Annotated in this window: 10 protein-coding genes; 6 read left to right on the top strand and 4 right to left on the bottom strand. The window is 38.3% G+C overall.

All coding sequences use genetic code 11. The features are described 5' to 3' along the window. Window positions 1-20 precede the first annotated feature (20 nt). A complete protein-coding gene (gene viaA / locus AAZR93_RS17355; protein ID WP_434720537.1) occupies window positions 21-1,478 on the bottom strand; it encodes an ATPase RavA stimulator ViaA in 1,458 nt (485 codons plus the stop codon). A gap of 2 nt (window positions 1,479-1,480) precedes the next feature. Next, complete coding sequence (ravA, locus tag AAZR93_RS17360; RefSeq protein WP_434720538.1) at window positions 1,481-2,989, bottom strand: ATPase RavA; 1,509 nt, start codon at window positions 2,987-2,989, stop codon at window positions 1,481-1,483. 349 nt (window positions 2,990-3,338) lie between these two features. On the opposite strand from ravA, the gene rbsD reads away from it, so the two are divergent. The 6 genes from rbsD to rbsR all read left to right on the top strand — a co-directional run bounded on the left by rbsD (window position 3,339) and on the right by rbsR (window position 9,205). Further along, window positions 3,339-3,758 (top strand): D-ribose pyranase, encoded by a 420-nt coding sequence (rbsD, locus tag AAZR93_RS17365; protein WP_336428680.1) that lies wholly within the window; start codon window positions 3,339-3,341, stop codon window positions 3,756-3,758. 7 nt (window positions 3,759-3,765) lie between these two features. Next, on the top strand, window positions 3,766-5,280 hold the full coding sequence (gene rbsA, locus AAZR93_RS17370) for a ribose ABC transporter ATP-binding protein RbsA (protein WP_336428682.1): 1,515 nt from the start codon (window positions 3,766-3,768) through the stop codon (window positions 5,278-5,280). Then, window positions 5,277-6,239, top strand: a complete 963-nt coding sequence (gene rbsC, locus AAZR93_RS17375) for a ribose ABC transporter permease (RefSeq protein WP_434720539.1) — start codon at window positions 5,277-5,279, stop codon at window positions 6,237-6,239. The genes rbsA and rbsC overlap by 4 nt, the downstream gene beginning before the upstream one ends. A 39-nt stretch (window positions 6,240-6,278) precedes the next feature. Continuing rightward, window positions 6,279-7,169 (top strand): ribose ABC transporter substrate-binding protein RbsB, encoded by an 891-nt coding sequence (rbsB, locus tag AAZR93_RS17380; RefSeq protein ID WP_434720540.1) that lies wholly within the window; start codon window positions 6,279-6,281, stop codon window positions 7,167-7,169. A 102-nt stretch (window positions 7,170-7,271) separates the two neighbouring features. Beyond that, window positions 7,272-8,195, top strand: a complete 924-nt coding sequence (gene rbsK, locus AAZR93_RS17385; RefSeq protein WP_434720541.1) for a ribokinase — start codon at window positions 7,272-7,274, stop codon at window positions 8,193-8,195. Window positions 8,196-8,203: 8 nt separating this feature from the next. After that, window positions 8,204-9,205, top strand: a complete 1,002-nt coding sequence (rbsR, locus tag AAZR93_RS17390; protein WP_434720542.1) for a ribose operon transcriptional repressor RbsR — start codon at window positions 8,204-8,206, stop codon at window positions 9,203-9,205. Here rbsR and mdtD read toward each other — a convergent pair. Both mdtD and AAZR93_RS17400 read right to left on the bottom strand, forming a co-directional pair. After that, on the bottom strand, window positions 9,202-10,605 hold the full coding sequence (gene mdtD / locus AAZR93_RS17395; RefSeq protein WP_434720543.1) for a multidrug transporter subunit MdtD: 1,404 nt from the start codon (window positions 10,603-10,605) through the stop codon (window positions 9,202-9,204). The two genes, rbsR and mdtD, sit on opposite strands and share 4 nt — an antisense overlap. Window positions 10,606-10,659: 54 nt before the next feature. Then, window positions 10,660-11,352 (bottom strand): FadR/GntR family transcriptional regulator, encoded by a 693-nt coding sequence (locus AAZR93_RS17400; RefSeq protein ID WP_294102573.1) that lies wholly within the window; start codon window positions 11,350-11,352, stop codon window positions 10,660-10,662. Window positions 11,353-11,820 lie beyond the last annotated feature (468 nt).

Below are 11,820 nucleotides of genomic sequence, written 5' to 3' on the forward strand. Positions count from 1 at the left end.
TAAACTTAGAATTAAGTATATTAGCGACTAAAACGGCGTAGCAGTCTACTTTTTAACCCGGTATCAAAGCGCCAGATATGATCAAATATCTTCATGATGCCGGGCTTCCCATAATTTGATACTGATACCGCATGGAAGCGGTATTTCCCGACTTTTTGAAGAGATTTTATTTTTTGGATTAAATCATCAGGTAAACGTTGGGCAACAAAATCAGAAATTACTACCGCATCTGCATCAATCCATTGCTTTGACTCTAATTTAATGACAGTTTCTTGTAAGCAGCCAGCGAGATCTGTTCCGCCACGAAAGGTTTGATGTAAAAATTGAATGCATTGCTCTAACCCATCGGCACTAAGCAGATCATAATGCACAATTTGTGTTGAAAATAACATAATGTGGCATGATCGATTATCCGCCAGCGCAATTTTCATTAACGCAAGGCAAAATGCTTTTGCGCAGCGTTCATTGAGTCCACCCATTGATCCTGATGTATCTATACAGACAATAAAAGGCCCCCGAGGCTGCTCTTCATCTTGATGGTGAACTACAGGGCGCAATACTTTCCGCTCTTGCCAGCTTTCCCCCTGTAAGCGATAAGTCAGCAATTGTTTTTCTAATAATTTACGGTAAAACTCAAATTCAATATCTCCGAGCCCTAACATAGCTAATTCTGCGGGTAATAAGCGTAAAATATCATCACTTAAACCTAAACCATTAACTTGTTCAGGTACCTTTTCGGGTACTTTTTCCATAATAGTCATTGGTTCAAGTACAACATTATCATCAAGAATTGCCCGAGCTGATTGGCTTCGACCTAACAATTGCGCGATTTTTTCTAGTTCTGGTTGCTGACGTAAAAAATCACTATAGCTATTTAATAATTGGTCATTATAAGCAGATGTGGCATTTACCCCTTTGCTTAAATCCCATAAACGTCCTGCTGCTCGTTCATTTTCCCCCAGTACTTCTTCTAAATTACCACTGAGTGCTAGCCTTCGTTGTAGTTCCGCTAATAATTGCTCTTTTTCTTGTTCCAGTAGTTCTTTATGTAAAGTGGTGACTTGTAAAATGAGATTGACTCGCCAACGTTGGATAAACAATGACTGACGAGCGCTTTTATTTTCAATTTTTCCACTGTGTAATTGATTGGCTTCAGTATAAAAAGGCGAATCAATTTGTTTTAGTTTATCTATTACTGAGGGCAATTGAGAGAAAAAGGCATCTGTGGCGAGTCCAAGACATTGTTGGTAAAGTAAAAACTCTTCAGTCAGCTGTTGGGGAACCATTGCATCTTGTAATTTTTGTTTAAGATCTTTTTTCCAACTTGATAAATCTTTTAATAGTGCTTTTTTTAATCGGGGATGTTTTTCAAAGAAAGCGGCTAATGTAGGAGTTGCAAGAAGTGAAATAATTATCTCTTCTATTAATTGACCTTCATTAACTGAAAGTAATAAATCTAGGGTGGCTAGGCTTAACATGATTATTCGGCCACTTTACCTGAAATTTTGTTACGCAACTGAATGAGTTTATCTGATAACTTAATAAAACTTTCTTCAATATCTGCTAGCCAATGTGTCTCTATAAATAAATTAGGTTGTTGTTTTTCAAATTGGTAGCGAGCTGATTGAACTTCATTTTGAATTTTATCGAGTTTATCTAACCACTCAGTGAGATCAGTAACCGCTGTTGTTTTTTCTTGTAAATAAAGAGTTGATGATTGGTGGCTAATATCCAATAGCTGAACTTGATTTAAATTATTGACCTCAGCGGTAATTTCTAATGCGAAACCAATTCCATTGAGGTGAACAGACAACGTTGCCCCTTTATTTAGGAAGGTTGAAAGTGCTTTTGTATCTGTAGTGACAAAAGTGACCTTCATATTATGCAGTTGCAATGGTCTATGCAAAAAGAGTGTTACTTTTCCTTCACGAATATTTTCAGGTAGTAAATAAGACGCTTTACGTGCAAACATTGCATTGTTTTTATTCACTTTAAAAGCATCTTGATTATTTTGATCTTGAGTGGAGGACATCCATTGTAAATAAACTTGTTCAATCTCTCGTTCAAGTTTTCTTTGCTGCCAACCGTCTTCTTGTAATATTGATTTGAGTAGATTAGGCAAGGTATTCATCGATTTCATGTCATGCCACAAACAATCTTTGAGTAAGACTATATCAAGTGGGGAAACTGCATTTCGTCCATTAAAAAAGGCACTTGCTTGCAATAGGTAAACGGCTTTTTTCCAACGTCTATCAGAGACATAAAGATTTTTATCTGTTGAGTCGAGCTGTTCACGCAGTTGATAAATGAGCTCAAAACAATGATCGGGTAGCGTAATTTTAGGGATATCTTTTTGCCATTGATGGTATTCATCATCACTAATTTTAAGGTGATCAGGCATCAATGCTTCATTAAACGAAGATTTGCTAGTAAGTAGTGCTCGAAAATTTTGTTTTTCTTGCACTTTATCAAGCCAAATTCGTATTAACATGCGGTCAAACAAAGCTTCAAGGCTATTATCTGCATCTGGAAGCTCATTTGATGCGGTGACTAATAAGCGCATCGGAATTGATTTTTCTTCATCACCATTACGAAATTTACGTTCATTAACTGCGGTTAATAACGTATTCAAAATGGCAGGGCCCGCTTTCCAAATTTCATCTAGAAAAACTACTTCTGAATCAGGTAAATAACCTTTGGTTAGTCGCTCATAGCGGCCTTCATCTTTTAACGCTTGTATTGAAAGTGGTCCAAAAATTTCTTCTGGTGTAGAAAAACGCGTCATTAAATATTCAAAGGCATTTGCATGACGAAAGGCAAATTTCATTCGTCTAGCGATCAAACTTTTAGCAATACCGGGTGGCCCCAATAGAAAAACACTTTCCCCACACAGTGTGGCGAGAAGACACAAACGGATAGCTTGCTGACGTTCATACAAACCGCTTTCGAGGTAGTTACTTAGTTGCGCGATTCGTTCCGCTATTTGCATATTTATTCCTTTATCGTTATGTCACTTACTTAACACTGATAGATTCATTTCATCAATTCTTTTTTATTTATTGTGCAATCTGCTTTGCGGTTTTTCTTTGATGTGGTTACAGCATACACCAAGTTAAACGTCGTTTTATTGAACTTTATAAATATGATTTTTTATATCATGGTTTTAGTTAAAACGATTCAGCTTAATTAATTCAATATGTTAGTTTTTCGTTTCTTTTTCTTGTGAACGAAACGTTTCGATGACGATCACAAATATCATATAAGAATATTGAGTTGTGGTTATTCTTTACTATTATTAGATGAGCGAAACGTTTCGCTAACAAAAATGGCAGGAAATAATGAAAAAGGGTATTTTGCTGAATGCGAATATTGTATCGGTCATTGCGAAATTAGGTCATACCGACCATATCACATTGGCAGATGCGGGATTACCTATCCCACAAGGGCCTGAACGTATTGATTTGGCGATTACACAAGGTTTACCTGACTTTATGTCTGTACTGAGTGTGATAACCCAAGAAATGCAGGTAGAAAAAGCTATTCTTGCTGGCGAAATAACAACTATTAATCCACAAATGGAAAAAGCCATTTTAGTCCATCTACAAGCACTTGAATTAGCTCAAGGGAATAGTATTGAAATTGTTTATTGCAGCCATGAAAGCTTTAAACAAATGACTCATGGTAGCAAAGCTGTGGTGAGAACAGGGGAGTGTTCACCTTTTGCCAACGTTATCCTTTGTTCAGGTGTAACTTTCTGAGGTGATTATGCAACCTTTATTAGAACTTATTGGAATTGATAAATCATTCCCCGGTGTAAAAGCGCTTTCTGGTGCTGCTTTGAAAGTTTACCCAGGAAAAGTGATGGCTCTGGTGGGGGAAAATGGAGCGGGTAAGTCAACTATGATGAAAGTCTTAACCGGTATCTACAACAAAGATGCTGGGGTGATCCGTTACCTTGGAAAAGAGATTATTTTTAATGGTCCTAAAAGTTCACAAGAAGCTGGCATTGGTATCATCCATCAAGAATTAAACCTCATTCCTGAATTGACGATTGCTGAGAATATTTTTTTAGGTCGCGAGTTTGTCGGAAAATTTGGCAAAATTGATTGGAAAAAGATGTTTAGTGAATCAGACAAATTACTCAAACGCCTCAACCTTGATTATGACAGCCATCAAATTATTGCCGAATTATCTATCGGTGAACAACAAATGGTTGAAATAGCAAAAGTATTAAGCTTCCAATCGCAAGTCATCATTATGGATGAACCTACAGATGCGTTGACGGATACAGAAACGGCTTCCTTATTTCGTGTGATTGAAGACTTAAAGGCTCAAGGGTGCGGTATTGTTTATATTTCTCATCGTTTAAAAGAAATTTTTGAAATATGCGATGACGTTACTGTTTTTCGTGATGGCCAATTCATTGGTGAAAAACCTGTTAGCGAATTAAAAGAAGAAAACTTAATCGAAATGATGGTCGGCCGTAAGCTTGAAGACCAATATCCAAGAGTCCAAGTTCCTATGGGAGCGGTTCGTTTGCAGGTTGATAATGTGTCAGGGCCTGGCGTCACTCACGCAAGTTTTTCACTAAAAAGCGGTGAGATTTTGGGTATCTCTGGATTGATGGGAGCGGGTCGCACAGAATTAATGAAAATTGTTTATGGTGCAGCAACCAAAAAAACAGGTGAAATTCATCTTGAAGGTAAATCTGTTAACTTAAAAACACCACAAGATGGGCTCAACAACGGTATTGTTTATATTTCAGAAGATCGTAAGCGTGATGGATTAGTGCTTGGAATGTCGGTTAAAGAAAATATGTCATTAACCGCGCTTCGTTATTTTAGTCGAGCAGGCGGTAGCCTTAAACATGGCGAAGAACAGCAAACGGTCGGTGACTTTATTCGTTTATTTAATATTAAAACCCCATCAATGGATCAAATTATCGGTAATTTATCCGGTGGTAATCAACAAAAAGTCGCGATTGCTCGAGGATTGATGACAAGACCAAAGGTATTAATCCTTGATGAACCTACACGTGGTGTTGATGTGGGCGCTAAAAAAGAAATCTACCAATTAATTAATCAATTCAAAAAAGAAGGGCTGAGCATCATTTTAGTTTCATCAGAAATGCCTGAAGTTATCGGAATGAGTGACCGTATTTTGGTTATGCATGAAGGCCATATTAGTGGTGAATTTACAGGCAAAGAAGCAACTCAGGAAGCCTTAATGGCTGCTGCAGTGGGTAAAAATTATGGCTCAGTTCAGGAGTTATCAGTATGAGTTCAACTACCGCATCATCAAAACGTTGGTTTAGCAAAGCATGGCTGATGGAACAAAAATCATTAATCGCTTTATTAGTCTTAATTGCTATTGTATCAACACTTAGTCCTAATTTTTTTACCGTTAATAATTTCTTTAATATTCTTCAACAAACATCCGTGAATGCCATTATGGCCGTAGGAATGACGCTAGTCATTCTGACATCAGGGATTGATCTTTCTGTTGGTTCACTTTTGGCATTAACTGGTGCGGTTGCTGCATCAATGGTTGGCGCTGATGTTAATGCTTTTGTCGCTGTCGCGGGTGCACTTGCTCTTGGTGCTGCAATTGGTGCCTGTACTGGCGTTATTGTAGCAAAAGGAAAGGTTCAAGCTTTTATTGCCACATTGGTCATGATGTTGTTATTACGCGGTGTGACTCGTGTGTATACCGATGGTAGCCCAATTAATACTGGATTTACTGATAATGCTGAATTATTTGGTTGGTTTGGTATTGGTCGTCCATTTGGTATTCCGACACCCATTTGGTTAATGGTCATTGTTTTTGCTGCGGCATGGTATTTACTGCATCACACCCGTTTAGGACGTTATATCTATGCGTTAGGGGGGAATGAATCAGCAACACGGTTATCAGGAATTAATGTTGATCGTATTAAAATCATGGTTTATGCGCTGTGTGGTTTATTAGCGGCATTAGCCAGTGTGATTGAAGTTGCTCGACTTTCTTCTGCTCAACCAATGGCAGGTAATGGATATGAACTTGATGCTATTGCTGCTGTAGTGCTCGGTGGAACCAGTCTTGCTGGTGGTAAAGGGCGTATTGTTGGAACGTTAATCGGTGCGCTTATTCTTGGCTTCTTAAACAATGGGTTAAATTTACTCGGTATTTCATCAAACTATCAGATGATTGTTAAAGCAGTTGTGATTTTACTTGCGGTACTTGTTGATAATAAAAAGTAATGTAATCCGATATACCCTACATATTTCAGGAAAATTATTATGAAACTAAATAAATTAGCAACATTGTTATCTGCTGTGGCACTTTGTGCGACAGTGAGTGTGAATGCAATGGCGAAAGATAATATTGCATTGGTTATTTCTACCTTAAATAATCCATTCTTTGTGACGATGAAAGACAGTGCCCAAAAAGAAGCGGATAAACTGGGTTATGAATTAATTGTTTTAGATTCTCAAGACAATCCAGCGAAAGAATTAGCAAACGTTCAGGATTTAACTGTGCGCGGTACAAAATTGATGCTAATTAATCCAACAGATTCTGACGCTGTAGGAAATGCCATTCTTATGGCAAACAAAGCAAAAATCCCGGTTATTACCCTCGATCGCGCAGCAAATAAAGGCGATGTTATCAGTCATGTTGCTTCCGACAACCGTATGGGCGGAAAAATGGCAGCTGATTACATTGCCCAAAAAAATGGTAATGATGCAAAAGTTATTCAACTAGAAGGTATTTCGGGGACTTCAGCTGCGCGTGAACGTGGTGAAGGTTTTAATACTGGTGCTAAAGAGCATAAATTTAATGTATTAGCTAGTCAGCCTGCCGATTTTGATAGAACAAAAGGGCTGAATGTAATGCAAAACTTATTAACGGCTCATCCTGCTGTTCAAGCGGTATTTGCTCAAAATGATGAAATGGCATTAGGTGCATTAAGAGCATTACAAACAGCAGGTCGTGATGATGTGTTGGTAGTAGGATTTGACGGAACAAATGATGGTATTAAAGCTGTTGAGCTTGGAAAATTAGGCGCAACGATTGCCCAACGACCTGATCAGATTGGTATTGTTGGAATTCAAATTGCCGATAAAGTCTTAAAAGGCGAAAAAGTTGAACCAACAGTGCCTGTAGAGTTAGAGCTGGTCATCAAAAAATAAGATGAGTTTACCGTCGTTACTACGCTGTTATTAATAGCGGCGGTTTACTTAATTGTTAATAATCGATTTGTGGTTCAAAAGTGCCAAAAGGAAATAAATGTTATGGGTACAGCTAAGCTGGTGGTTTTAGGTAGCATTAATGCTGATCATATTTTGAATGTTCAACATTTTCCTCAACCCGGAGAAACAGTGAGGGGCAGCCATTACCAAGTCGCATTTGGCGGTAAAGGTGCTAACCAAGCAGTTGCCGCTGGTCGAAGTGGTGCTGACATAACATTTATTGCTTGTGTCGGTGATGATGATATCGGTGCTAACGTTAAAAAACAGCTTCAATCAGATAATATTAATATTGAATGTATCGATGCAATTAAAGATGAAACAACCGGTGTTGCACTCATTTATGTCAATCAACAGGGTGAAAATGTTATCGGCATCCACGCTGGCGCAAATGGGCATCTCACCATCAATCGACTCGTTAATTATCAACAAAAAATTATTGATGCTGATGCTGTACTCATGCAACTAGAATCACCACTAGAAGCTGTACAAATGGCCGCTGAAATTGCACAAAAAAATAATACAAAAGTTATTCTTAATCCTGCTCCTGCCCAATCATTACCTGATTCATTATTAGCATTGGTTGATATTATTACGCCAAATGAAACTGAAGCTGAATATTTAACGGGGATTGCAGTTAATGATGAGCAGGGAGCCCAAGCTGCCGCTGAAGTTTTACATCAAAAAGGTATTAGTAAAGTGATGATTACATTAGGTGCTCGGGGTGTTTGGTATAGCGAGCAAGGGGCTAAAGGAAAAATAATCCCTGGATTTAAAGTAAAAGCCGTAGACACCATTGCCGCGGGTGATACATTTAATGGGGCCTATGTGACTGCGCTACTTGAAGGTAAGGCTGATGAAGAGGCGATTATTTTTGCTCATGCTGCGGCAGCTATTGCTGTCACTCGCTCTGGTGCTCAGCCCTCTGTACCGTGGCGCAATGAAATTGATGAATTTTTAACTCAATAGGACTAATTGTGGCAACAATGAAAGATGTTGCTCGCCTTGCTGGCGTGTCAACATCCACTGTTTCTCATGTTATTAACCAAAATCGTTATGTGAGCGAAAGTATTACATTGCGAGTTAATAATGCGATTGAAGAGCTAAACTACGCCCCTTCTGCGTTGGCCAGAAGCTTGAAAATGAATCGCACCAACACTATTGGCATGCTGCTAACAACAAGTAACAACCCATTTTATGCCGAAGTTGTACGAGGTGTGGAACGTAGTTGTTATGAGCGTGGATATAGTTTAATTCTATGTAATACTGAAGGCGATCTTCAGCGTATGAATCATAGTTTAGAAACCTTGCTGCAAAAGCGTGTCGATGGCCTACTGATTATGTGTACTGAAGTTCAAGGCCCATCAAAGAACATATTCTCTCGTTATCCCTCAGTGCCTACGGTAATGATGGATTGGTCGCCGTTTGAGTTTGGTGGCGATGTGATCCAGGATAATTCTTTTCTCGGTGGTGAAATTGCGACTCGTTATTTAATTGATGCGGGTTTTACTCAGATTGCTTGCATTGCAGGACCTCAAGATAAATCGCCAGCACGCGCTCGCCACTTAGGTTTTATTGAAGCTATGAAGCAGGCTTCTTTAACTATAAATGAAGAGTATATTATTTTCAGTGATTTTGAATTTGCTGGCGGGTTTGAATCCATGAATAAATTGCTTGAACTACCCAACCCACCACAAGCTATTTTTGCGGGTAATGATGCGATGGCGGTAGGTGCCTATCAAGCTATTTTCCGTAAGGGAATGAAAGTACCTGAAGATATATCAATTATTGGATATGACGATATAGATTTGTCACCTTATATGATCCCGCCCTTAACGACTATTCATCAGCCAAAAGATAAATTAGGCCAACAGGCTGTGAATCAACTTATTTATAGGATGGATAATCCTGAAGCTGATGCAACAGTATTAGTCTTAACGCCCAAGTTGATTGAGCGCCAGTCTGTTAAAAAAAGTTAATCTGTGGAGGCTTTAACTTTGCTTTTAATAAGGTTATCGCCATCCGTTTTACTTAACAGCAAAAATACAAAAGCAGAAACTAAGGTAATCACACCAATAGTGATAAAAGTGTAATGGAAATTATCTATTGTATTGCCACTAGGCTGCGCGTCGTAATAACTTAATATTGCCGCACTCACGGCAATTGCAAAACTTATCGATAATTGCTGAGTGACGGCAAGCATACTATTACCTGAGCTCGCATTATTATCCGTTAAGTCAGCTAAGCAGATAGTATTCATCGCAGTAAATTGAATCGACATTGCCATACCTAAAATAAATAAAGGAATGACAAGTAAATAGATAGACATATTAGGTGATTGCAAAGCGAACTGTGTAATCATAATGCCAATAATTAGGGTGATAAGAAATAGTGTTTTTCTATAACCAAAGTTAGTTAAAATTTTTGTCACACCTGATTTAGCCACGATCGAACCAATTGCTAGTGGTGCCATCATCATACCCGCAACAACAGCTTCGTACCCAAAACCAACTTGTAACATTAAGGGAATCAAGAAAGGAATACTGCCTGTTCCTAAACGTGTTGCGAGGTTACCACTGATACCAATTGAAAACGTACGTGTCTTAAATAGGTTTAGTGGAATAATGGCATGCTTAGTTCGTTTTGCATGAATAATATAAAGTAGTAAGAAAAGAAAACCACCTAGGACGATTGATATAGGAATATAGTTGGAAAGTGATTTGTCGCTGAACAAATCTAGGCTAATGGATAACATGACTAATCCAAAGCCGAAAAGAATAAATCCAAGTGTATCAAATTTGCGTTTTGGCATTTTAAAATCAGGCATATGTTTTAAAGCATAAAAAATACCTAAAACACCAATAGGAATATTAATAATAAATATCCAATGCCAAGTAGCATAGGTCACTAATACGCCCCCTAAGAGTGGGCCTAATATAGGGCCAATTAAACCGGGTATCGTGACGAAATTCAAAATAGGCAGTAATTCACTTCTAGGGTAGGCCCTAATTAACGCGAGTCGTGCAACTGGCATCATCATTGCACCACCCACACCTTGAATAACGCGAGACGCGACTAAAAAATCAAGGGAAGGTGACAGTGCGCAAAGCAAAGATCCTAACGAGAATAATGAGACAGCTAAAATAAAAACACGGCGAGTACCAAATCTATCGGCAAACCAACCACTCAGCGGAATTAACAATGCAACAGTTAATGTATAACTTACAATTGCAGATTGCATGGCAAGTGGCGAGTGATTAAGACTTTTGGCTATATCAGGTAAAGCCGTATTTAAAATGGTGGCATCAAGCGCTTGCATAAAAAAAGCCATTGCAGCAATCCACGGGAGGCCAGACATATTCTTAGCTGTTTTGAGCATTTGTTACCTATCTAAAAAGTTAAAGCCCAATAGAGGGTAGTTATCTTGTTAGGTTTATTTTTGGGTAATGTTTAATAACTTATAACAGAAATCAAGTGCGTTAGTACTATTACCATTAATTATGGCATTCGCGAGTTGTTGGTGGATATCAACTTTAATGACTTCATTTATGGTAATAGCATCGAAGTAACGTTGATAAACAGACCGGAACAAATTGGCAAAAGAAATTAAAAAAGGATTCGCACAGGCTTCATAGATAGTTAAATGAAAAAGATAATCCACTTTTACCCAACGCTGCCTATCAAAATTTTTTGCAAGTAAGAGCATTTCATTAGCGAAAAGCTGTAAAGATTGTTTTTGTTCTTCGCTGGCATGCATGGCTGCAAGATAACAAGCTTGCGGTTCGATTGCGAGACGTACAATTTGAAAATGTGTAATGACGACTGACTGCTCTTCGCTATTAATCCACCAATTTAACAACTCTTGATCGAGAAAATTCCAATTTGCCGACGGCATCACGCGAGTTCCAATTCGTGGGCGCGCTAACAACATACCTTTTGCGGCTAAAATTTTAATTGCTTCTCTTATTGCTGTTCGGCTGGCTTGAAATTTTTCGGACAACTCAAATTCACTTGGAAGAATTGAATCCGGTAAATAGCTACCTGTTAATATCTGTTGGCCAAGATCTGCTGCGATAATAGAAGAAAGGTTTTTTTTCGAAGCTGTTTGTTGCTGACTCAATTCCATAATTCGTCTCAATACCTATTCTGAGATAACTATATTACGTGAGTAAATCAATAATTGCTGTAGAAATAGTCAGTATGCAGCGCCTATTTGCCTTATGAACTCACTTTTGGCTAAAAAAAACGCGAACAAAATAAAAATGTAATAAAACACTTGCCAGAATTCTCTGACTCCCTATAATGCGCATCCACTGACACGGCAAACCGCTTCGGTGGTGAGGTTTGAAAAATAACCACCGGTGACAGTGAGGTGAAAAAAAAAGATAAGTTGAAAATAACCACTTGACTTTCTGAAAGAAAAACGTAGTATACGTCACCTCGCAACAAGAACCTAAAGTGGTTCAAATCGAAAGATTAAGTTGCAACGCTCTTTAACAATTTATCAGACAATCTGTGTGGGCACTCACAAGACACTATCAAAAAAGTATTATTTGAAGTTAAAGTCTTGAAGAGTGACTAACACGTTAATTGA

The sequence above is a fragment of the Providencia sp. Je.9.19 genome (assembly GCF_051129765.1).
GTDB lineage: Bacteria > Pseudomonadota > Gammaproteobacteria > Enterobacterales > Enterobacteriaceae > Providencia.

What these genes read in the sequence shown, in the direction of transcription:
- rbsA (WP_336428682.1), top strand. Translation starts at nt 3,766, where the DNA reads ATGCAACCTTTATTAGAACTTATTGGAATTGATAAATCATTCCCCGGT.
- rbsD (WP_336428680.1), top strand. Translation starts at nt 3,339, where the DNA reads ATGAAAAAGGGTATTTTGCTGAATGCGAATATTGTATCGGTCATTGCG.
- rbsK (WP_434720541.1), top strand. Translation starts at nt 7,272, where the DNA reads ATGGGTACAGCTAAGCTGGTGGTTTTAGGTAGCATTAATGCTGATCAT.
- mdtD (WP_434720543.1), bottom strand. Translation starts at nt 10,605, where the DNA reads ATGCTCAAAACAGCTAAGAATATGTCTGGCCTCCCGTGGATTGCTGCA.
- rbsC (WP_434720539.1), top strand. Translation starts at nt 5,277, where the DNA reads ATGAGTTCAACTACCGCATCATCAAAACGTTGGTTTAGCAAAGCATGG.
- rbsB (WP_434720540.1), top strand. Translation starts at nt 6,279, where the DNA reads ATGAAACTAAATAAATTAGCAACATTGTTATCTGCTGTGGCACTTTGT.
- AAZR93_RS17400 (WP_294102573.1), bottom strand. Translation starts at nt 11,352, where the DNA reads ATGGAATTGAGTCAGCAACAAACAGCTTCGAAAAAAAACCTTTCTTCT.
- viaA (WP_434720537.1), bottom strand. Translation starts at nt 1,478, where the DNA reads ATGTTAAGCCTAGCCACCCTAGATTTATTACTTTCAGTTAATGAAGGT.
- ravA (WP_434720538.1), bottom strand. Translation starts at nt 2,989, where the DNA reads ATGCAAATAGCGGAACGAATCGCGCAACTAAGTAACTACCTCGAAAGC.